The organism is Hymenobacter sp. 5516J-16 (genome assembly GCF_022919335.1).
Taxonomy (GTDB): Bacteria; Bacteroidota; Bacteroidia; order Cytophagales; family Hymenobacteraceae; genus Hymenobacter; species Hymenobacter sublimis.
The window spans coordinates 3,971,267-3,992,127 of sequence record NZ_CP095058.1 but is presented as its reverse complement, the minus strand read 5'-3'; the positions used below and the strand labels follow the sequence as shown (position 1 = coordinate 3,992,127).

Sequence of the window (20,861 nt, the reverse complement as noted above, 5' to 3'; positions counted from 1 at the left end):
AGCAAATGAGCCCCTTCCGCCACTGCCTACGCCTACGAGGCCTTCCCTACCCCTGCGCTGCTTCCCCAAACAGGGTTAAGGTGTTGCGGGTAGTGGCCTCGGCTACTTCTTCAGCGTCCTTGCCCAGGATTTCGGCTACTCGGCGGGCCACCAGGGGCAGATAGGCGGGCTCGTTCCGCTTGCCCCGGTGAGGAATGGGCGCCAGGTAGGGGCAGTCGGTTTCTAGCAGCAGGTGCTCCAAACTGATACCGGGCAGCACTTTGTCGAGGCCGCCGTTCTTGAAGGTGGCGACCCCACCAATGCCAAGTTTGAAGCCCAGCCGAATCACTTCTTCCGCTTCCTGCTTTGTGCCGGAAAAGCAGTGAAACACCCCGCGCAGGGAGCCATCCTGAGCCGCCGTGATGATGTCGGCGGCTTCACGGAAGGCCTCCCGAGTGTGGAGTACCAGGGGCAGGTTGTGCTTTTTGGCTAAGGCTACCTGAATGCGCAGGGCTTCCTGCTGCTCCTGGAGGTGGGTTTTATCCCAGTATAAATCGATGCCGCACTCCCCTACTGCGGCAAAGGGCCGGCGACTAAGCCACGTTTCCACTTCGTACAGCTCTTTTTCAAACTGGCGGGTGACGTGGCAGGGGTGCAGGCCCATTTGGGCAAAGCACTGGGTAGGGTATTTGGCTTCCACTTCCAGCATGGGGTCAATGCTGGTGTGGTCGATGTTGGGCATGAAGATGGTCCGGACTCCGGCCTCAAAGGCGCGCAGCAGCATCTCATCTTGGTCGGGCTTAAACTGCTCGGAGTAAACGTGGGCGTGCGAATCGGAAAGTTGCATGCCGCAAAGGTGGTGAAACGGTGAGATAGTGAGGGGGTGAAAAGGTGAAGGATGCCTCCTGGCCAGGACACAGGACGAGGCCATCCTGCCCTCCATCTGACCAGCCTTCTAACGAGACAAGCCCTTGACGTCCGTGCTGGAGTCAAGGGCTTGTCTCGTTTCAGAGGGGTAGCACGTTGGTCAGGACGGATGGCGTCGTGCCTCCTGACCAGGACAACTCACCAATCTACAGCTTTACCTCTCCCGTCTGGCGGATGTCGCGGGAGGAGCTGCCGACTAGTAGCTTGAAGGTACCGGGCTCCAGTACCCACTGCTTCTTGGCCTCGTCGTAGTAGCGGAAGGCGTTGGGACCCAAGCTTAGAGTTAGGGTTTTCGATTCGCCGGGCTTTAGGAAGACCTTCTGGAAGGCTTTCAGCTCCTTTTCGGGCCGCTTTACGCTGGCCTGGTCGTCGTGCACGTAGAGCTGCACCACTTCGGCGCCGGCTACCTTGCCCGAGTTGCGCACCGTGACCTTGACCGTGGCAGACTGCTTGCCGGGTTGCACGGTTAGCTTGCCGTAATCGAAGGAAGTGTAGCTCAGGCCGTGACCAAAAGCGAATTGGGGGGCAACTTTATAGGTATCGAAGTAGCGGTAGCCCACAAAGATATCCTCTTTGTAATTCTGTTTCAGCGGGTTACCAGGGGTGCTGGGGTATTCGCCTAGTTTATGAGCCGGCGAGTCTTCCAGCTTCACGGGGAAGGTAAAGGGTAGCTTGCCCGAGGGGTTTACCTCACCGAACAGAATGCTGGCCAGGGCGTTGCCGCCTTCCATGCCGGGGTACCAGGCCTCCACAATGCCCTTGGCCTGCCCGGCCCAGGCAGACACGTCAATGGGGCCGCCGCCCAGCAGCACCACTACGGTGTTGGGGTTGGCTTTGAGAACGGCCTGAATAAGCTCGTCCTGACCGAAGGGCATCTTCATGTCGGGCTTGTCGTAGCCTTCCGCGTCGTAGGCGTTATCAGCCCACACTTTGTAGTCGTAGCCGTGGGTAGCGCCCCCACAATGATGGCCACGTCAGCGGCTTTGGCGGCGGCCACGGCCTGTTCGATTAGCTGCGGATCAGCTTTTTGGTTACGGGCAATTTTGTAGCCGGGGGCGTAGGTAATGGTGGCCTGGGAACCTAGGGCTTTTTGCAGGCCCTGAAGCGGCGTAATTTCATACTTGGCCTTTACCTGAGAACTGCCGCCACCCAGGGCATTTTCGCGGGTAGCGTTGGCCCCAATGATGGCGAACGTCTTAGTTGTTTTCTTCAGGGGGAGAATGTTGCCGTCGTTTTTGAGCAGCACGATGCCTTCTTCCGCTACTTTACGGGCCGTAGCTTGGTGCTCGGGAGTATTGTAGGCGCCCGGCTTGCGCTTGGCCCCATCCAGCATGTTGGTGGCGTACATCACGCGCAGAATGCGGCGCACCTTGTCATCGAGCAGGGGCTCCAACGACTTATCTTTTTTCACCGCGTCCAGGGCGGCCGTACCAAAGAAAAACCGGTCGTAGAGGCTGGGCATCTGCTCCGGCTTCACCTGGCTGGCCGTCTGATCGACGCTGTTGTACATCAGGGAAAGGTCGGTGCCCATTTCCAGATCGGTGCCGTTGCGCAGGCCTTCCTGGGTGTCGTGCACCGAACCCCAGTCGCTGATTACCAACCCCTTGAATCCCCATTCGCCCTTCAGAATATCGTTCATCAGGTAGGCGTTATGGGTGGCGTACTGGCCCCGAAACTTGTTGTAGGAGCCCATTAGGGTATGAGCCCCGCCCTCCTGAATAGCGGCCTGGAAGCCCGGCAAGTAAATCTCGCGCAGGGCCCGCTCGCTCATGTACACGTCGATGTCATTGCGGTGTTCCTCCTGGTTGTTGGCGGCGTAGTGCTTCACGCTGGCCGACACGCCCTGGTCCTGCACCCCGCGGATGTAGCCCACCACCATCTTTGACACGAGGTAGGGGTCTTCGCTGAGGTACTCGAAGTTGCGGCCATTCAGGGGCGTGCGCACAATGTTGATGCCGGGCCCCAGAATGATGTCTTTGCCCCGGAAGGCCGCCTCGCTACCCAGCACCGAGCCAAAGGCATAGCCCAGTTCGGGGTTCCAGGTAGAGGCCAGGGTGTTGCCGGTGGGCAGGTAGGTACCCGAGTCGTTTACGCCTTCGTCGGGTTTCCAGTCGCGGCCGTGCTCCAGGCGCACACCGTGGGGGCCGTCGGAGGTTGCCATTTCCGGAATGCCAAGCCGCTTCACGCCTCCTGAGTTGAAGGAGGAGGTGGCGTGTATCATGGCAATCTTTTCTTCCAGGGTTAGCTTTTTGAGCAGCTGGTCAATTTTAGCCTCATTGCCCATCAGGGCCTGCTGGCGGTTAGAGCCCATTGCGGCAGTACTTTTCGCCGCCGCTGCCGTGGCCGGGCGAGCAGTAGTGGCTTTCGTTTGGGCCGTGGCTATGTGGGTAGTGGCGCAGAACAAGGCCGCCATCAGCACGGCCCGGGAAGTGGGTGAAAATGGGAGGAACATACAGCTGAGAAACGCGCGGTAGAAAGTAAAGGTGGGAAGGTGGGCCAGCCGGTAAAAGCGTCCAGATTGGCTTGGCCTGGAGCTGGGCTTACCGGCTTGTGCTGCCACCGAATGTAGCCAAAGGTATTGGCAGCGAGCAGGAAAATCCACCTCCGAAAGGCGACGCTTAGGCCCGTCAGGCAACTTTCCGGGCACCTTTACACACTTACCGCACACGTAGCGCGGGTAGGTAGCCACCCTGTTTGCAGCTGAGCCGCGAAAGCCGAGCGGTTAAAAAACAATCAACTTTTAGTGGTATTGCCGGCCCTTCCAGCTGAAGGATATTGGCAGTAGCCGGAACACCACCAGACTCCCGGTCAGGAAAATCGTGTAGAGCTCAAACGCGGGCAGCAGCACCAGCGGGGCGCGGCGGCCTACCCGCCGGAAACAGAGCACCGCCAGCGCGCCCTGCACCAACACCTTGCCTAGCCACACACTCAGGGCCGCTGCTGGCCCCGCTACAGCAGCCAACGCGGCCAGCAGCACGTAAAAGGAGCCGTACAGGCCCAGGCAAGTTTTCAGCCAAGTGGGCAAGGCTTCCACCCCGCGCAGCCACCGCCGCCGCTGGTGCAGCAGCCCCCGCCATGAATACATGGGCAGCGACTCGGCCAGGATTTCGGGTCGGTACAGGTTGCGGGAAGTGTATCCTGCCCGGAGCACGGCTTTAAACAGCTCAAAATCTTCGGTGACGGAAAAGGGTAGCCGCTCGTAGCCGCCGGTGGCCTCGTAGGCGGCGCGGGTTACGAGCATGTTGTTGCCCATGGCCGTTACGGGCCGGCCCAGGTCCGTGACAACCTGGACCAGACCCAGGGCCATCAGCCAGTCGAGGCCCTGGAGGCGGTGGAACAGCCGCGGCCCGGTCACCAGCGTTAGGCCCGTTACAATACCCACGCTGGGTTGGGCGTGGGCCAGCAGACCCGTCAGCCAGGTAGGCGGCACGGCAATGTCGGCATCAGTGATGAAGAAGTAGGTAGTGGTAGCGGCGCGGCTGAGGTGAGCCAGCACGTTGGCCTTGCCGCGGGCCGTGCCCAGGGTATCGGTAATAGGTACCACGCGAAATGAACCGGCGTAGCCTTGCATGGCCGCCGCCGCCACAGCCGCCGTTTGGTCCGTGGACCCGTCATCCCCGAGGAGCACTTCGAGTAGCTCGGGGGGTAATGCAGAGCCCGGATGGCGTGCAGGCAGCGAGCAATGGCCGCTGCCTCGTTGCGGGCCGCCAGCAGGATGCTCACCCGGGGCAGGGGCTGGGGCACTGCACCCGGTTGCGCGCCCCGCGCGCGGGCAAACAGCACCACGGCGGTTGTCAGCAAAGCAAACCAGGCGGTAAAATACAGCGTCAGAAAAAGCATAAGGCGCACAAATCGGCCAGGAAAACAGGCGGGCGGGCTCCCCTACCCTTTTGTTACAAAGCAGCAAAGCGGTAGCCCCGCTCGGCAAAGTAAGCCAGGTAGCGCGGCAACACGTAGCGCAAGTTTCTGCTAGCCTTCACACTGTCGTGAAATACCACGATGGAGCCGGGCCGGGAGTGCCGGATGGCCGCTTGCAGGCAGGCCTCGGGGCGAAGTCGGGGTCGTAGTCACAGGTCAGCACGTCCCACATAACTACTTGATGGGTAGGCCGGAGCAAGCGCGCCAGCGGAAGGGTAATGCGGCCATATGGTGGGCGCAACAGGGGTCTGCCTTCGGGCTGAAACTCCTGCAGCAAGGCCTGGCACCGAGCTACATCCTGCAGGTAATGGGCGCGGGAGTGGCTCCAGCCGCTGATGTGGTGGTAGGTATGGTTGGCTAGCCGGTGGCCGCCGGCTAGCACCGCGCGGGCTACCTCAGGGTAGCGGCGCAGGTTGTCGCCGACGCAGAAAAACGTACCGTGCGCCTGGTAGCGGGCCAGTTGCTCCAGCACAAAGGGCGTTTCTTCCGGAATCGGGCCGTCGTCGAAGGTGAGGTAGAGCGTAGGCGGGCCAGTAGCGGGCATCTGCCAGAGGCAGTCGGGCAGCAGGCGCCGCACCAAAGCCGGCATTCGGAACAGATGCATAAGAGAAAAGCAGTTGGGTTTTAACTCCTGATTATCAGTTATTAGTGGAAAGTCTCGATGCGTGTGCAAAGTGGGAAAGTTGTTTTCAGAACTGCTCTAACAACTCACTGACAGCTACAAACTAACAGCTAGCCACGCGCGGCCAGAATTTCCTGCCAGAGTAGGTGGGCACTTTCAGCCCACGAAAACCGCTGAGTGTTTTGTAATCCTTTCTGTATCAGCTCCGCGCGGTAGCTTTCGGAGGCGTGCACCTCCCCAGCCCGGCGGCAATGGAGTCAACGGAAAGCGGATCAACCAGGCGGGCACCGCCGCCAGCTACCTCAGGCATAGAGCTGCAATTAGACGTAATGACGGGGGAAGCGCAAGCCTGAGCCTCGATGATGGGAATGCCAAACCCTTCGCAATAAGGCACATAGCAAGTAGCTAGAGCCGCCGCGTATAGCGCCACGAGCTCCGCATCGGTTACCCGCCCGGTCAGGTGCACATCGTGGCGGTAGTGCATGCGCTGGTACACCTCGAAAATAGGGCCCGCTTTCCAGGCCGTGCGGCCTACCACCAGCAGCTTGGCGGAGGAACCGGTGGCGGCCTTGAACTGGTCGAAGGCTTGCAGCAGGTTTACCAGATTTTTGCGGGGCTGCAGGGCACCTACGAACAGGAAATACGGCTTGCCGGCGCTAAACCGCTCCCGGGTAGCCTGCTGCACAGCCACGGGCTGGGGCCGAAAATGAGCGTCAGCGGCATTATAAACCACGCTGATTTTCTCCGGCCCTACTCCGTAGGTTTGCACTAGGTCCTGGCGGGTAGCCTCCGACACGGCCACTACCCGCCGGGAGGCCTTGGCAAAACGGGGCGTAAAATACCGGTAGTACCGCAGCACCAGCGGGCTCACATCCTGGGGAAATGCTCGAAAGCCAGGTCATGGATGACGGTGACGCGGGGCACGCGGGTGCGCAGGGTAGTGTAGCCATCCGGACTCAGGAACACGGCCGGACGATGGCGGCGCAGCCAGCGGGCTACGGCCCCTCAAACCAGGCTAGCCACAGCAGCGGATGGCGGGCCGGCGGGCCCAGCACGTGCGGCGCTACATTCGGCCCAAACCGGTACCGCTCATCAAAGGCCCGGTCGAAGAGAAAGTGAAAGGTATGCTCGGGGTGCTGCTGCACGAGGTGGCGCAACGTCTCGTAGGTGAAGCGGCCGATGCCCTCCAACTTGTCGCCGGGTAGTAAAAAACGGACGTTGACGGCTATTTCCAAGAGCTTACGGAGGGGAAGGAGGCAAAGTAATTACGTGCTGGTTTTCGGTACGAAGGTAGTGGGCTAAACCGCTGGCGGCCGGCGCCGAAGCTGCCGTAACTCATTGACTTTTACTACCCCAAACCCCAGCACCAGCACCAGCAGCCACAGCCCGGCTAGGCCAGCCTCCAGCCACCAGGGCAGCGCGGCGTAGCGGCGCAGCGCGTACCAGCCCGCGCATAAGCCACTGAACGTCAGCACCAAGCGCAACAGCATCGCCCACGGTAGTTGCACCCCGGTGCGGCGCGGCACCAGCCACAGGTACCCTGCTGACACCACGACGGCGCACAGCAGGGTGTTGATGGCCCCGGCTAGGGCCCCGTAGCGGGGCATGAACACGAAATTCAGCCCCACGTTGACCACAATACTACCCGTCACGAGCCAGGAAACGGGTTTTTCGTGGTCGGTGCTAGTAAGCAGGGTGCTGTAGATGGCGAAGAAGGCGTGCACCAGCACGTTCAGAAACAGCAGCTGCAGACACTGGGTCATGCGGGCTACCTCCTGGGCGGAACTGTGAGTAAACTGAAAAAACAGCAGTTCCCCCGAAACAGGCCGAAGCCCACCACAAACAGCAAGGGCACCGTGACGACGCGCTGGCCGAACCAGAGAAGCTCCTGCTGCTCCTGAGTCCGGCCGGTGGCGTGGGCAAAGCGGGCAAAAAACAGCGGCAGCACCGTCCAGAGGTACATCATCACGGCATCAACCCAGCGGTAGGCGGCGGCGTAGTAGCTGGCTTCCTTGCTCGACACCAGCCGCTCCAGCATCAGCATATCTACCCGCTCATTCAAGCCGTACACCAGCGTAATGAAGGCCAGCGGCAGGCTCTCTAGCAGTACCTGCCGGGCCTGCTGCCAGCGCGGGCGCAGGGCCACCTTGCCGTAAAAACGCCGAATCAGTACCACTAGCAGCAGAAACGTGAACCCCACGGCCACCGTGCGCACGGCCACGTACCGATCCAGGCTCAGGCCTATGGGGAGCAGCGCCAGTACCAGCCCCAGCAGCAGCAGCCGCTCCAGCACCGACAGCACGGCATCGAGGTTGAATCGCTGGTGGGCCTGCAGCACCCCGCGCAAGAACAGAATGTATTGGGTTAGCAGCAGTCCGGCGGCCGTAATGGCCAGCAGCAGTAGCCAGTGGCCCCGGTAGCCCAGCACCCAGCCGATGCCCACGGTAGCCAGCAGAAAGCCCACACCCAGCCCGGCCCGCAGGGGTAGCAGAGTAGGAAAGAACTCGGTGAAAAAGCCAGGAGAAGCTGCCAGCCGCTTGGTTGTCAACTGGGTAGTACCCACGTCGGACACCGCCGCCACAATGGTAGCCAGGGTCAGCAGGGCCGTGAACGTTCCGAACACTTCGTGGCCCAGCCGGTCCTGCACCACGTTTTCCAGCACTACCCAGCCCGGTTTCACGAGCAGGTTGAGCAGCACCACAAAGCTGATATTTCCTAAAAATCGTTTGATGCTGCTTGCGTTAAGCTGAAAAGATGCCCGGACCGAGGCGCGTCGCCGGCTAGTAGTCCGCGGGCTGGCCCGGCGCAAAACTAGGAAAATTGAGCCGCCCGGCTTCGGGCGCTACGCGCATCCTGCGGCCATTTTTCCTCTATATTTGCTCGCCGCCGCCGTTAGGCCTTTCCCCTTCCCGGGCGGGCGGGTTGGTTTGTATTATGTCTGAATCGTATTCGCTGCTGGGCTTGTGGCCCATTATTAATCGGTGGAAAAAGCTGGTGGGCACGGCCCTAGTGCTGGCCCTCCTGACAAGTATCCTGGTTGCCTTAACCCTACCTAACATTTACAAATCGACGGCCGTATTCTTCCCCACCAACCCGCAAACCACTGACCCCGACCGAATTGCCACGGAAGGTAGCAAGCTGGAGTTGGGCGGCCGCACCGAAGATCTGGACCGCATTATCACCATTGGTCAGTCGCAGCCGGTGGGCGAGCTGCTCATCAAGCGCTACCAGCTGCATGAGCACTACCAGGTGGGCCCGCCGGTACCGATGCCGCCGACGATGCCGCCCTGCGGGAGTTCAGCGCCAACCTCGATATTGTGCACAACGAGCGGGACGCCATTGAGCTAACGTTTCAGGACAAGGACAAGCAACTGGCCGCACGCATTGCCAATACGTTGGTACAAGTCATCGACTCCGTGAACCAGCAGCTGACGCTGGAAAACCGCCGCAACGTGCTCGGCCTCTACCAGCAGCGCTACCTGTTTCTGAACGCCGAGTTTGAACGTTCCCGCCAGCAACTGCTGCGAGCCCGCCGCCGCTACGGCATCTACGGGCTCGAGCAACAGTCGCGCTACCTGGCCCGGGAGATCATTAAAGTGGAAACCGACCTCCGCATCGCCGAGGGTAGCGGGGCCAGTGCCAGCAAAGTGGCGGGCCTGCGCCGAGCTCTGCGTGGCCTCACGGAAGCTGACCAGGGCAACGTCATCAACCTAGAAAACTACACCCAGGGGGTTGACTCGCTGAACCTGTTCACTTCCCGCATGACGGATTTGCAGGACCGCCTGGTGAAGGCGCGCGGCGAGTACGAAACCGCCGACGTGGCCCTGAAAGGCAAGCTCTCCTCGCTATACCTGGTGCAAAAGGCCTACCCCGCCACTAAGAAAAGTAAGCCCGTGCGTTGGCTGATTGTGGTAGGCTCCGTGTTCCTGACGCTGGCCTTGTCCGTAATGGTGATTACGCTGCTGGAACTGTGGCGGCGCTCTAACCGCCGCCCCGCGGCACCGCTGGGCGCATGAAGCCGCGGTTAGCCCAGTGGCTTCCTCATACCCCGGAGCAGCGCGTGTTTGCGGGCTTCATCGGGTTGCTGCTGGGAGGCGGCGCGGCAACGGTGCTGCTGCATTCTCCCCTGGGGCTGCTCCCACTGGCAGCCGGACTGGGCGTGCTCCTGCTCCTGACGGAGTGGCGGCTGCTCTACTACCTGCTGTTCCTGACGCTGGCTTTTTCCCGGGAAATGCCGTTGCCCGGCGGCCTGAGCCTGGATGTTCCCTCGGAACCCCTGCTGCTAGTTCTCACAGGCTGCGTGCTGGCCACGTTTCTGATGCATCCCCAGGCCGTTTCGGGCCGGGAGCTACGGCATCCGCTGGTGATTATCCTGCTGCTGATGCTACTCTGGTCGGCGGTGTCCACGGCTTTTTCCGTCGATACTACCAAGTCCGTCAAATACTTGCTGGCCAAAACCTGGTACCTAGTTCCTTTTGGGCTGGGTACACTGCTGCTGCTGCCGCGGCCGGCAGCCTTATGGCGCGTAGCGGGCATTTACACGGCCGGGGCCTGCCTGACAGTAGTTATTGTAGGAGTTCGACACGCGGCGCACGGCTTCAGCTTTGAGTCTATTAACGAGGCAGTGCAGCTACTGTACCGTAACCATGTTATCTATGCCGCGGTGCTGGCCTTGCTCCTACCGTTCACGCTTTACGGGGCCCGCAGCACCCAGGGCGCAGCCCGCGTGGGCTGGCGCGTGGCCATGGGCATCCTACTTTTTGGGCTGATTACGTCCTACACCCGGGCCTCGGTACTTTCCCTGCCGGTAGCGGGCGTATTCTACGGGGTAGCGCGGCTGCGCCAGACGCGGCTACTGCTGGTCGGGGCCGTGCTGACCCTGGTGGCGGGTGCTGGTTACTTCCTGGACCAGAACAACTACATGCTGTACGCCCCGGAGTTTGAAAAAACGGTGTTCAACGGCGAGAACTTTGGCAAGCACCTGGAGGCCACCTACAAGCTCCAGGACGTGTCGGGGATGGAGCGGGTGTACCGCTGGGTGGCGGCCGGCCGCATGACGGCAGCCAAGCCTCTGGTGGGCAGTGGCCCCAGTACCTTTTACCCTGAGTATAAACGCTATACCGTACGCAGCTTCCGCACCTACGTGAGCGAGAACCCCGAGAAGTCAACCACCCACAATTACTTCCTGCTGGTGCTAGCCGAGCAGGGCTTCCCGGGCCTCATTCTGCTGCTGATTCTGCTGGGCACAGCCCTGCTCACTTTCGAGCACCTCTACCACCAGACGCGCCCCGGCACCCAACCTCGCTTCGTGCTGCTGGCCTGCGGCATGAGCTTGGTCATTATCATCTTCCATCTGTTACTCAACGAGTTAGTGGAAGTTGATAAAATCGGTTCCTTCTTCTTTCTCAACATTGCCATGCTGATTCGGGTAGGCATGTGGGCGAGAGGTGAGGCGGTGAATGAGTGACGTGTTGTTATGGCGAGGGCACCAACGCCATCCGTCCTGACCAGCGTGCTACCCTTCTAGATGTAACAAGCCCTTACCTCCAGTGCGGAAGTAAGGGCTTGTCTGGTTATCAGGCTGGTCACAAAGAGAGCAAGGATGGCCGCGCTTCGCTCGCCATGACAACTCACTCATTCACTCATTCACTACCTCACCATTTCACTTAAACCGGCAGCTTAGGATGGTGACGTCGTCGGCGAAGCGGGTGCCGTGGAGGTTGTAGGCCTCTATTTCGCGTAATAACTCCTGGTGCACCGTGGCCAGGGGGGCGTAGCGGTTGTGGCGCAGCACGCGCAGCACGCCTTCTTCCCCAAACTCATTTTGCTCAGCGTCAAATACTTCCGTCAGGCCATCGGTATAGGAGAACAGCATGGTGCGCGGGGGCACCTGCACGCGGCCGACTTTCAGCATGGGCAGCTCATCCATCACGCCTAGCATAATGGTGCCTTCCTTGAGCAGCTGAATTGGTCCGCCGTCGGAAATCAGGAGCGGGTCGTTGTGGCCGGCATTTACGTACTGCAGCTCGCGGGTGCTCCGGTCGTAGAGGCCGAAGAAGACGGTAATGAACTTGTCGCCGCCGGCGTTGCGGAAAATCAGGTTATTCAGTTCCTGGGCCACGGTGCCGATATCGGCCTGCTGGCGCAGCAGGGTGCGCAAACCGGCTTGGAAATTAGACATCAGCAACGAGGCCGCCACGCCCTTACCCGACACGTCGGCGACGCAGAACAGGAAGCGGTTGGCATCCAGCTCCACCACATCGTAGTAGTCACCGCCCACGGCGGTGTGGGGCACGTAGGAGGCGTGCACGGCCACGTGGGCATCGTTGGGTAGCTTGCGGGGGAAGAGCATGGTTTGCACCTCCTGGGCAATTTCGATTTCCTTGCGCATGGCCGCGTTGGCAACCCGCTGCCGGGCTAGCCGCCGATTTTCAATGGCCCCGATGAGAATGTTGCTCAGGGTTTGCAGAAACTTGGTGGCTTCCTCGCTGGCGTAGTCCTCGTGCACGTTGCCAATCAGGACGTAGGATAGCACTTCGCCATTTTGCACCACCGGAATGACGGTTTCCAGGTGCTGCCAATCGGGTCCTAAGTCGCCGAAGCTGCGTAGGGGGCAGGGCGTGGAGGTGCAGTTTTCCAGAATAATGGCCGGGAGAGCCAGCTTGCGAAAGTCGGAAAGCCCAGCTCCAAAGGAGACCATGCACTGCCACTGCCCTTCCTCTTTCACGTAGAGCACGAGCCGGCGAATGTTGAGCTGGCCGAGCAGGGTAAACTGGAAAATTTTATACAGAGCCGCTTCCGTGGGGTCTAAATTGATGGCCTGGGTGATTTCCAGCAGGGCCCCCAACTCACGCTCCTTCAGGAACAGACGCTTTTCGGGAGTAATAGTTGGCATATGGTAAACGTGTGAAGTTGTAGAGTAGCGAGACGAGAAGGTGAGAACGGAAACTGATGAACTAGTACGTTTTACGTTCGGCGGGTAGGTGGTTACGCGGTGGGCGCTACTACCCCAAGGTGAGTTGAACAGTAAACTTTCTACTTCACTAGTTGCCTCGCTCACCCTTATCCCAGCGGAGTTTTTGGGTCGTAGGCGTCGCGCAGGCCGTTGCCTAGCAGGTTAAAGCTCAGCACCAGCAGGCTAATTACCAAGCCGGGCAGCAGCGTAAGCCAGAAACCAGCACTAGTACCTAGCAGCTGAAACCCTTCATTAACCATCAGGCCCCAGGAGGGCGCCGGCGGCTGTACGCCCAGCCCGAGAAAGCTCAGACCGGCTTCCAGCAGAATGGCCGCCGCAAAGTTACTGGTTGCCAGCACAATCAGCGGGCCGGTCATGTTCGGGAGCAGGTGGCGCCAAATCAGGCGGCTTTGGGGCAGGCCCAGCACCCGGCCGGCTTCCACAAAGGTTTTTTCGCGCAGGCTCAGCATCTGGCCCCGCACCACGCGGGCTACATCTACCCACATGGTCAGGCCTACAGCCACGAAGGAAGTCCAGACGCCTTTGCTATCTAGGGCCAGGGAAATGGCAATAACCAGCATAATGCCCGGAATGCTCCACACCACCGTCATCAGGCCCAGCAGCAGACTATCTACCCAGCCGCCCACGTAGCCCGCCACGGCCCCAATGAGCATGCCCAGGGCCATGGAAATCAGCACGGCCACCAGCCCAATGCCTAAGCTTACGCGCGTGCCCAGCAGCAGCCGGCTCAGCTCATCGCGCCCTGATTTATCGGTTCCCAGCCAGTACGTGCGCCGCACAATACGCTCCTGCTCTACCTCCTGGCGCAGGGTAGCAACCGGACCCGCGTGGCCCGCCACGGCGGCCAGGGAGTAGCGCTGGGCTTGGTCGGCCAGGGCCGAATGGTTCTGGTAGGGCATCGTCAGCAAGGAGTCACCCTCGATGCGGTAGCCGGCAATGGGCACCTCCCGAAAGCGCGGCTCCTGGCCCTGCCACCAGGTGCGCAGAGGGTTGCTACTGGCGCGGTTAGAATCAGGCAGGGGCAGTTGCAGGATGGTGGCCTGGAAGCCCGGCGGCTCCTTTTGCAGCTGCACGAGGCCGTTGTTGGCGTTGGGCGAGTTGTCGGGTAGCACCCAGTAGCCGAGCAGGGCCACCAGCGTGCACAGCACAATAAAGCCCAGGCCCAGCATGGCCGGAGTGTTGCGCAGTAGGCGGCGGCGCACGTAGTAGCTCGGCGGCCGGGCAATCAACTCAGACGACAAAGAAGCAGTTACGGCCACTGCTAGCGGGTATTATGTTGCAGCAGCCCTTCCTTAGAGGCCAGGAAAAAAGAGTCGCGCACGATGGCCCCGAAGGAGCTTTCCTCGAAAGCCAGCTCCGTATCGGGGTCGGGCCAAAAGCTACGGACGAGGTCCTGCTCCAGCAAACTGCGCAAGTGGCGCTCCAGTTCAGTGGGGGCCAGACCGGTTTTGCGGCTTAGCTCGGCGAAGGGCGTGACGAAGTACAGTTCGTCCAGGATATCAAATTCAGCGTCGGTCACGGAGAAGGGCAGGTGGTTGTGCTCAGCAAAGGTAGCTTCCGGAAGGCTTAGGTAGGTAGCGGGAAGGAATGTCCCCGTCTAAAGTGCTACAGAGTACTTTTTACTTGACTGTCATTCCGACCGCAGGGAGGAATCTGAGTTACTCACAAGAAGCTAACCCAGATTCCTCCTTGTGGTCGGAATGATAGCTTTAAAGAGTTTGCTGTCTGGGTCACTACCCTTTTGGAGCAGTAAAGTACTTTACTAAGTAGCTAGTCCTGTGGCCCGGTCACTGCTTGTTACTCTTGGTACTCGACATAGGCCACAATGGCTTTGATTTCCTGGTCGGAGAGCTGAAAGCTAGGCATCTGCTGCTTCTGGTATTGGTTGAAGATTTTCACGGCGTACTCGTCCTCGTTGGCTACCATTTTGCTGGAGTTCTTTACCCAGGCAGTAATCCAGGACAGGGGCCGGCGCCTGTTGAGGCCCGCCAGAGCCGGGCCTACTACTACCTCGTTGATGGCGTGGCACTGGGCGCAGTTGCTTTCGAAGAGGGCAGTGCCGGCCAAAAGTGTTGCTTCTTGTTCAGGTAGCAAGCCTGCGCTTACTATGGTGGCAGAGTCAACCGTTCCCATTGGAGAATCCATAACACCACAGCCGCCGCCGACCTGCGTAGTTGCGGATTCACTCGCATTAGTGCCTGGGCTATCTAGCAGTCCGCTCACGGAAAGCCCAAAGACCATAATCGTACAGAAAATCAGCACTAGACTCGCCGGCATCACAATTTCTAACCACGTCTTATTCATACGAAATGGGAATAGATGATGAAACAAAAAGTATAGAATAAGTACGCCCCGAAATGCCGTAAATGCAAGCGAAAATGCAGTTTTTACGTACTTAAAAGCACGCGCAAACTGCTCTAAGGAGAGGTAGCTTTCCGCCCTTCCACTCGTAGCTGCCGCGCAGGCCCAGCAGACCCGTGGCCAGCGCGTACGGCCCATACGCCAGCTGCAGCACGGGCACCCACCACAGCCACTGCGGCCGCCCCAGAAATTGCAGCACCGGCCGCAAAAACACCACATCGGCCAGGAGCTTGAGGGCCCAGGCAGCCACCACGGTAGCTCCAGACGCCACGCCTAGCAGCCACAGCCCCGCCCCTACCGGAAACGTAAGGTTGCTCAGCAGCACCAGCACCGCCAGGCGCCGGGGGGCCGCAGCTTGGTAGTGGCGCCACTTGCTGGCCCAGCGCACCCGCTGCCGCAGCAGCAGGCGCACGGTGGGCTGGGCGGCGGTTTGTACCATGGCGCCTTCCTGGCGCAGAAACCGGATGCTACCTGGAAAAGCCGCGTGCAGCTTATGAAGCAGAAATTCGTCGTCGCCGCTGGGCACGGCCTCGTTGCCCCGAAATCCGTCCACGGCGAAAAAGTCGGCGCGACGGTAAGCCAGGTTAGCCCCGTTGCACATGGTGGGCTGCCCCAACCGATGGACGCGGCCCCTACTCCTACCAGTCCCGCCAGTTCCAGCCCCTGCAAGGTAGCCAGCCAGCCCCGGCCCGTGAGCAGCACCGGCCCACTGATAAAGCGCGCGTCGGCATCCTGGGCCACTAGCTCGGCGTAAGTCCGGACCCACCCGGCGGGCACGCGGCAGTCGGCATCGGTGAAGAGCAGCCACGGGCCCGGGCCGCTTGAATACCGGCCTGTACCGCGGCCTTTTTGCCGGTAGGGGCACCGGGCTGACTGGCTAACTGTAGCACTCGCACCGGAAACGGCAAGTTGGCGGCCGCTTCAGCAACCACCTGGGCGGTAGCATCGGTAGAATGATCATCAATGATGAGCACCTCAAAGCCGCCTGCTACAAGCAGTTGCTGGCTTAAGTCGTGCAGCAACCAGGGCAGATTCGCGGCTTCGTTTCGAGCCGCTACCAGCACGGAAAAGGCAGGCGTGGCCGCAGCTTCCCCGTCTACTGCACCCGTGGGCGCGGCTTGCTTGCGGACCTCTGAGGGTTTTTCAGCTACCTTTTCGGTACCTGAGGAGAGGCGGTGCCGCCAGGCTTGCCGGTACTGCAGCATCTGCCGGAGGTAGACGCCATTGACGCCGAGCAGGGCCAGCGCGGTAGCCCAGGCAACCCCAGGCATCAGGAAGCTACCGGCGCGGGCCGGCTTTTCTGGCGCTTCCGCAGCACCTTCATCCGCAACACAAAAAACAGCCCGATGGCGCTGGGCACGGCAATATTGAGCACCCACAAGCTCAGGCTGGCACTGAGCACTGGCAGTACCGGCTCGCCCAGCAACCCAAACAAATGGGTGGCCGACAGTTCCCGCACGCCCACATCGGCCAGAGCATTCAGGGAGGGCACCAATGACTTCAGCAGAAAGGTGCCGGCCACGGCCGCCGCCGAAGGCCCCAGCGGTGCCCGTACCCCGTACGCCAGCAGCAGCAGCCCAAACTGCGCGCAGAATACGGCGTAGCGCAGGCTGGAAATCAGCAGCACGGCCGTAAGGGCGCGGGCCGGGTAGGTAGGCATAACGGCCAGAAACCTACTGAAGCGCCGCAACGGCCCCACGGCCTGCACGGCCGCCACCAGGAGCTGCGAGTAGTACAGAGGTAGCAACACGGCCGCATTCAATGCAATAGTAGCCGCCACTACCCCAGTTGCGCCGCCGGGTAGCCCACCAGGTAAAACCGCAGCAGAAAGTACAAAAGCCCCACCGAGCCCGCCACCACGGTAGCCACTAGCTGGCAGTAGCGCCCTAGAAACACAGCGCCCAGCGCATCCAGCCGCCGACTTTTCAGCTCCATGATGCGGCCGGCGTAGTCGCCTACCCGGTTGGGCGTCACGAACCCCAGGGTGAGGCCTACCAGCACGGCCCGGAAGCTGCGCCGGAAGGAAACGGGCTCCAAGTGCCGGGCCAGTCGCCACCACTTCCAGGCTTCCAGGCCCCAGTTGAGAGGCATCAGCAGCAAGGCTAGCAGCACTGGGCCACGGCCTTCGCCGCTGAGGGTGCGCGTGAGCAGCCCGCGCCAGGCCGCCGCCGTGGCTTCATCGGCCACTACGGAGTGCCAGAGCAGCCCTAGCGTGAGCAGGGTAATACCTAGTTTGCCCGCCACTACCAAGCCACGCCGCCGGGGCGCGGGTTCTTCCGGCTTTTGGACGTAGTTTTGTAGGTGGGGCGCAGACAAGTGGGCAGCAGGTTGGTTTACCTTGGCAAGTTACCGACGAAAATCTACGCTACTCTGCCTATCTTCTCACCTCCCTGTAACGCGCTATGATTCTACCCCTTGCCTCTGCTGATCTGCTGCCCAAAGTCATTATGGGCGTCGACCCCGGCACCCAAATTATGGGCTACGCCGTGATTGAGGTACAGGGCCAGCGCGTCACGGTGCTGCGCTACGATGTCATCGACATGAAGAAGCTGGGTACCAACCACGCCCTTAAGCTCAAGAAGATTTTTGAGCGGATGACGGAGCTAATCGAGGAGTTTCTGCCCGACGAGCTAGCCATTGAAGCGCCCTTTTTCGGGGTGAACGTGCAAAGCATGCTGAAGCTAGGTCGGGCCCAGGGTGTGGCCATTGCCGCCTGCCTTTCCCGCCAGATTCCCTACGTGGAGTACGCCCCACCAAAGTAAAGCAGTCGGTGACGGGTTCTGGTAACGCCACCAAAGAGCAGGTAGCCCATATGCTCCGCCAAACCCTGCAGCTGCCCCCCATCGAGGAAGCCCCTAAGTTCCTGGACGCCACCGATGCCCTGGCCGTGGCCCTGTGCCACCACTACCAAAAGGGCAACAACGTGAAAGCTGGCGGCAAAAGCTGGGGCAAGTTCCTGGCCGACAACCCCAGCAAGCTAGCCGCCCCCGTAGCCGGCAAAAAGGTAGCGGTGGCTAAGAAGAAGCCAGCAGCGTAGGTATGTTTTGTTAACTGCTAAATTGTTGCGGGGGAAAGCTGATTTCTAATATAGAACGACTTATAAGACGCTATTGGCAAATACTGGTCACTTAAAGTAAGGACTCTATGGCACCATGTTATAATTGGGAGTAGCTATCATTCCCCAATGAATCTGTCCCTTAAGGAGATATGGAGTGTGCTGCTCCTGGTCATATGCAGCTGTGCTCAGGAACAGCGCGGTTTAAAAAAAGAAGAACAAACCTTTTACCCTTATACGCTCGACCTTATCACCATCCTGATTCCAGCCTCCTGGAAGCAAATAGACCTTGACCCTGGTTCAGGGGATACAGAGGAGCCGTATGTATTTATGAATCCGGCACAACAATCGGATAGCTTACTCGGTGACGCCTTTATGGTCGTCATTAAGAAACAGAAGGACAAGCCGAACTTGAAGCGCCTTCAACAGCAATTTGCCGAAAGCATGGAAGTAGCGGGAGAGAGCCAGATTAGGGTTATTTCCTCTCAGGATTCCGTTTTCGCGGGCCGAAAGTTCGTGTTAATCGACTATAATATGAGGTACCTATCCTACAATCTTAATCAGGTAGGCACCTTTGCTTGCTATTATAAAGATGGGGCACTGATTACCATAACCGGAGTGGCACGAAGCAAGTCGAGTGAGGAGGACTCGAAGAAGCGTGCGCTGTTCCGAGAAGTAATCTATTCGGTTAAATGGATTAAAGATTACCCTCTTAACAGTAAACGATAGGCATTAACTCGGCTTTTATTAGCAGCAAGCCCCTAGCGAGGCAGAAATTCACAAAATTTGTCTATGAATCATCGTTTAAGGAATAGCTGGCAGGAATGAGTTTTATGGACGCGGAACCAAACGCTTACACTGGGCTGAACAAACAGGATTTTAGAAGTATATTACCCATAAACAACCAATCACCTACCCCTCTATGCAACGCCGTCCTATACGCTCTACCTCGCTGAAAGCCGTGGGCTACGATGCTGCTACCCTTACGCTGGAAATAGAGTATCGCCACGGCGGGCTGGTGCGCTACACGGGGGTGCCGGCTGCTATTTACGAGGCGCTGCTGCACATTCCGGGCAAGGCCATGTTCGTGGAGCAGGTAGTAGAGCGCGGCGGCTATACCCGTGAGCAGGTACGCGGATAGCCGCTGCCGTTGAAGCCCTTACCCTAGCCTAGGTTTCTCTTCCGTATTTTGTGATGCGGCGTGAATGGGGCAACTCTGCTTACGCCGCGGGCGGTTGGGGTGGCTCGCGCAGTTCCAAGAGTCGGTCGGTGACTACAGCCAGAAGCATGCCCGCTACCGGCGCCACCAGGTACACCCAGAGCGCCTCCAGATGCCCGCTGACGAGGGCCGGGGCCAAGGAGCGGGCTGGGTTCATGGAGGCCCCACTTAGCGGGCCGCCCACCAAGGCTTCTAGCGCCACGGTGGCACTAATGGTCAGGCCCACCAGCAGCCCTTGCTCGTAGAAGCTGGACGTCACGCGCAGAATCACTAGCATCAGCCAGAAGCTCAGGAACAGCTCTACCCCGAATGCCTGAGCCGCGCCGTGGGCCGGCAGGGTGGCCCCCAGCGTGGAGCCCGGCGTGGCTAACAGCCGGACCAGCCCGCTACCCACCACGGCCCCACCACCTGCGCTGCTACGTAAGGCAGCACCCGCCCACCCGGAAAGCGCCCCGCTGCCCAGAAGCCCACCGTTACGGCCGGGTTGACGTGGGCCCCGCTCACGTGGCCCAGCCCCTGAATCAGGACCAGCACGACCAGCCCGAAAGCAACGGCCACACCACCGTGACCCAGGGCCTGCGTTTGCTCATTTATCACTGCCGCCCCGGTGCCGAACACCAGCAGCACGGCCGTGCCTAAGGCCTCAGCCAGCAGGCAATGACGAAGCATGGTTCTCATACAGAAACGCCAAAAAAAGCACAGGTCGCCCACCGGTGGGCACGGAACGGAACGGGTTGGGGCATGGATAGTCGTTTGTTATGAGGATACCGCCTGGGGGCACCCCAGCCGTTACGAGTAGGCCGGAAGATAGACACCGGCGGAATAGCAACGGCAGAAATAGACGCCATTGAGCTGAACAGACAGCTAGTATAGCAGTTGCTAGCTGTAGGTGTACGCCACCCGCCGAGCCTTATGTAGGTAGCCACAGCCGAAGTTTGCCCGAGTTGCATCTTCGGCGCCCTAATTTGCCGTATGTCTGCTCCAATGAAGAACCCAACTAAGTCCCTGTTGCTGCTGCTGGCGGTGCCGCTACTGGCCGCCGGCTCGCTCCCCCACCGAGCCTTTCCAGGGCCCGCGGCCCACCCCCGCACCTTCCGGAACTCTCTCGCCGCCAGCGCCCCCGTGGACCACAGCCCTTATGAGCGGCTGCTGAAAAAACACGTCAATGGGCAAGGCCTGGTCAGCTACGTGGGCTTTAAGGCCGACGAAAAGGAATTTAACCAGTACCTGGCCCTACTCAGCAAGAACCCGCCGGCCGCCGGCTGGAGCAAGCCCGAGCAGATGGCCTACTGGATTAACGCCTACAATGCCTATACTATCCGCCTTATTCTGGACCACTACCCCCTGCAGAGCATCAAGGATATTGGCTCGAAAATCCAGATTCCGCTCGTGAATACGCCCTGGGCAGCTAAGTTCTTCAGCATTGGGGGCGAGAAGATGAGCCTCGACCACATTGAGCACAACATCCTGCGCAAGCAGTACGATGACCCGCGTATTCACTTCGCTTTGGTGTGCGCCTCTATTTCCTGCCCCCGTCTGCGCCCGGAGGCCTATACGGCCGCCCGGCTCGATAAGCAGCTCGACGACCAAGGCCGGGACTTTCTAAATAATAAGGCCAAAAACAAAGTCGGCAAAACCCAGTCCCAGCTTTCCAAATACTTCGATTGGTACAAGGGCGACTGGGAAAAGAACGGGCAGTCGGTGGCGAAATGGGTGAACCGGTACTCCGCCATCAAAATGAACGACAACGCGCAGATTTCTTACCTAGACTATAACTGGAACCTGAACAAGCAGTAATCAACTC

Annotated in this window: 23 protein-coding genes and 2 pseudogenes; 7 read left to right on the top strand and 18 right to left on the bottom strand. The window is 59.9% G+C overall.

What is annotated here, in order from left to right:
• Positions 1–46: 46 nt before the first annotated feature.
• The 9 genes from MUN84_RS19795 to MUN84_RS19755 form a co-directional block, all read right to left on the bottom strand.
• Positions 47–826 carry a TatD family hydrolase gene (locus MUN84_RS19795; protein WP_244695669.1) on the bottom strand — a complete coding sequence of 260 codons (780 nt, stop codon included), beginning with the start codon at positions 824–826 and terminating at the stop codon, positions 47–49.
• 226 nt (positions 827–1,052) lie between these two features.
• The gene (locus tag MUN84_RS23245; RefSeq protein WP_262920582.1) at positions 1,053–1,835 is read right to left on the bottom strand and encodes a glycoside hydrolase family 3 C-terminal domain-containing protein; all 783 of its coding nucleotides are present in this window, start codon (positions 1,833–1,835) and stop codon (positions 1,053–1,055) included.
• On the bottom strand, positions 1,784–3,358 hold the full coding sequence (locus MUN84_RS19785; RefSeq protein ID WP_262920581.1) for a glycoside hydrolase family 3 protein: 1,575 nt from the start codon (positions 3,356–3,358) through the stop codon (positions 1,784–1,786). The genes MUN84_RS23245 and MUN84_RS19785 overlap by 52 nt, the downstream gene beginning before the upstream one ends.
• Positions 3,359–3,646: 288 nt before the next feature.
• On the bottom strand, positions 3,647–4,813 hold the full coding sequence (locus MUN84_RS19780) for a glycosyltransferase (RefSeq protein ID WP_262920580.1): 1,167 nt from the start codon (positions 4,811–4,813) through the stop codon (positions 3,647–3,649).
• A 69-nt stretch (positions 4,814–4,882) separates the two neighbouring features.
• A complete protein-coding gene (locus MUN84_RS19775) occupies positions 4,883–5,428 on the bottom strand; it encodes a polysaccharide deacetylase family protein (RefSeq protein WP_317239016.1) in 546 nt (181 codons plus the stop codon).
• Positions 5,429–5,645: 217 nt separating this feature from the next.
• Positions 5,646–6,317 carry a glycosyltransferase family 4 protein gene (locus MUN84_RS19770; protein WP_244695667.1) on the bottom strand — a complete coding sequence of 224 codons (672 nt, stop codon included), beginning with the start codon at positions 6,315–6,317 and terminating at the stop codon, positions 5,646–5,648.
• Between the two features lie 124 nt (positions 6,318–6,441).
• Entirely contained in the window at positions 6,442–6,681 is a 240-nt protein-coding gene (locus MUN84_RS19765; protein ID WP_244695666.1) for a hypothetical protein, read from the bottom strand.
• A gap of 63 nt (positions 6,682–6,744) precedes the next feature.
• On the bottom strand, positions 6,745–7,209 hold the full coding sequence (locus MUN84_RS19760) for a polysaccharide biosynthesis C-terminal domain-containing protein (protein WP_244695665.1): 465 nt from the start codon (positions 7,207–7,209) through the stop codon (positions 6,745–6,747).
• Positions 7,210–7,214: 5 nt separating this feature from the next.
• Positions 7,215–8,255 (bottom strand): oligosaccharide flippase family protein, encoded by a 1,041-nt coding sequence (locus MUN84_RS19755; protein WP_244695664.1) that lies wholly within the window; start codon positions 8,253–8,255, stop codon positions 7,215–7,217.
• Between the two features lie 125 nt (positions 8,256–8,380).
• Here MUN84_RS19755 and MUN84_RS19750 point away from each other — a divergent pair, with 125 nt between their 5' ends.
• From MUN84_RS19750 to MUN84_RS19740, 3 genes are read left to right on the top strand one after another with little or no spacing between them, the layout of a single operon-like run.
• Positions 8,381–8,794: a hypothetical protein gene (locus tag MUN84_RS19750; protein WP_244695663.1), complete on the top strand. Its 414-nt coding sequence runs from the start codon at positions 8,381–8,383 to the stop codon at positions 8,792–8,794.
• Positions 8,764–9,462 carry a hypothetical protein gene (locus MUN84_RS19745; RefSeq protein ID WP_244695662.1) on the top strand — a complete coding sequence of 233 codons (699 nt, stop codon included), beginning with the start codon at positions 8,764–8,766 and terminating at the stop codon, positions 9,460–9,462. Before MUN84_RS19750 ends, MUN84_RS19745 begins: the two co-directional genes overlap by 31 nt.
• Positions 9,459–10,913, top strand: a complete 1,455-nt coding sequence (locus MUN84_RS19740; protein ID WP_244695661.1) for an O-antigen ligase family protein — start codon at positions 9,459–9,461, stop codon at positions 10,911–10,913. Before MUN84_RS19745 ends, MUN84_RS19740 begins: the two co-directional genes overlap by 4 nt.
• Before the next feature lie 195 nt (positions 10,914–11,108).
• Here the strand turns inward: MUN84_RS19740 and MUN84_RS19735 are convergent, their stop codons facing one another.
• The 8 genes from MUN84_RS19735 to MUN84_RS19700 all read right to left on the bottom strand — a co-directional run bounded on the left by MUN84_RS19735 (position 11,109) and on the right by MUN84_RS19700 (position 17,099).
• The gene (locus MUN84_RS19735; protein WP_244695660.1) at positions 11,109–12,341 is read right to left on the bottom strand and encodes a PP2C family protein-serine/threonine phosphatase; all 1,233 of its coding nucleotides are present in this window, start codon (positions 12,339–12,341) and stop codon (positions 11,109–11,111) included.
• Positions 12,342–12,508: 167 nt separating this feature from the next.
• Positions 12,509–13,681 carry an ABC transporter permease gene (locus tag MUN84_RS19730; protein ID WP_244695659.1) on the bottom strand — a complete coding sequence of 391 codons (1,173 nt, stop codon included), beginning with the start codon at positions 13,679–13,681 and terminating at the stop codon, positions 12,509–12,511.
• A gap of 2 nt (positions 13,682–13,683) precedes the next feature.
• Positions 13,684–13,941, bottom strand: a complete 258-nt coding sequence (locus MUN84_RS19725) for a hypothetical protein (RefSeq protein ID WP_244695658.1) — start codon at positions 13,939–13,941, stop codon at positions 13,684–13,686.
• Between the two features lie 278 nt (positions 13,942–14,219).
• Positions 14,220–14,489 carry a c-type cytochrome gene (locus MUN84_RS19720; RefSeq protein ID WP_244695657.1) on the bottom strand — a complete coding sequence of 90 codons (270 nt, stop codon included), beginning with the start codon at positions 14,487–14,489 and terminating at the stop codon, positions 14,220–14,222.
• A gap of 328 nt (positions 14,490–14,817) precedes the next feature.
• Positions 14,818–15,384 (bottom strand): glycosyltransferase family 2 protein, encoded by a 567-nt coding sequence (locus MUN84_RS19715; RefSeq protein ID WP_244695656.1) that lies wholly within the window; start codon positions 15,382–15,384, stop codon positions 14,818–14,820.
• Between the two features lie 139 nt (positions 15,385–15,523).
• Positions 15,524–16,054, bottom strand: a complete 531-nt coding sequence (locus MUN84_RS19710; RefSeq protein WP_244695655.1) for a glycosyltransferase — start codon at positions 16,052–16,054, stop codon at positions 15,524–15,526.
• Positions 16,054–16,563 carry a hypothetical protein gene (locus MUN84_RS19705; protein ID WP_244695654.1) on the bottom strand — a complete coding sequence of 170 codons (510 nt, stop codon included), beginning with the start codon at positions 16,561–16,563 and terminating at the stop codon, positions 16,054–16,056. The genes MUN84_RS19710 and MUN84_RS19705 overlap by 1 nt, the downstream gene beginning before the upstream one ends.
• Entirely contained in the window at positions 16,563–17,099 is a 537-nt protein-coding gene (locus MUN84_RS19700) for a lysylphosphatidylglycerol synthase domain-containing protein (protein ID WP_244695653.1), read from the bottom strand. The genes MUN84_RS19705 and MUN84_RS19700 overlap by 1 nt, the downstream gene beginning before the upstream one ends.
• An 86-nt stretch (positions 17,100–17,185) precedes the next feature.
• On the opposite strand from MUN84_RS19700, the pseudogene ruvC reads away from it, so the two are divergent.
• The 3 genes and pseudogenes from ruvC to MUN84_RS19685 all read left to right on the top strand — a co-directional run bounded on the left by ruvC (position 17,186) and on the right by MUN84_RS19685 (position 18,979).
• Positions 17,186–17,820, top strand: a pseudogene (gene ruvC / locus MUN84_RS19695) (crossover junction endodeoxyribonuclease RuvC).
• Positions 17,821–17,967: 147 nt separating this feature from the next.
• On the top strand, positions 17,968–18,567 hold the full coding sequence (locus MUN84_RS19690; RefSeq protein ID WP_244695652.1) for a hypothetical protein: 600 nt from the start codon (positions 17,968–17,970) through the stop codon (positions 18,565–18,567).
• Between the two features lie 193 nt (positions 18,568–18,760).
• The gene (locus tag MUN84_RS19685; protein ID WP_244695651.1) at positions 18,761–18,979 is read left to right on the top strand and encodes a KTSC domain-containing protein; all 219 of its coding nucleotides are present in this window, start codon (positions 18,761–18,763) and stop codon (positions 18,977–18,979) included.
• Positions 18,980–19,058: 79 nt separating this feature from the next.
• Here MUN84_RS19685 and MUN84_RS19680 read toward each other — a convergent pair.
• Positions 19,059–19,726, bottom strand: a pseudogene (locus MUN84_RS19680) (MIP/aquaporin family protein).
• A gap of 303 nt (positions 19,727–20,029) precedes the next feature.
• On the opposite strand from MUN84_RS19680, the gene MUN84_RS19675 reads away from it, so the two are divergent.
• Complete coding sequence (locus MUN84_RS19675) at positions 20,030–20,854, top strand: DUF547 domain-containing protein (protein WP_244695650.1); 825 nt, start codon at positions 20,030–20,032, stop codon at positions 20,852–20,854.
• Positions 20,855–20,861 lie beyond the last annotated feature (7 nt).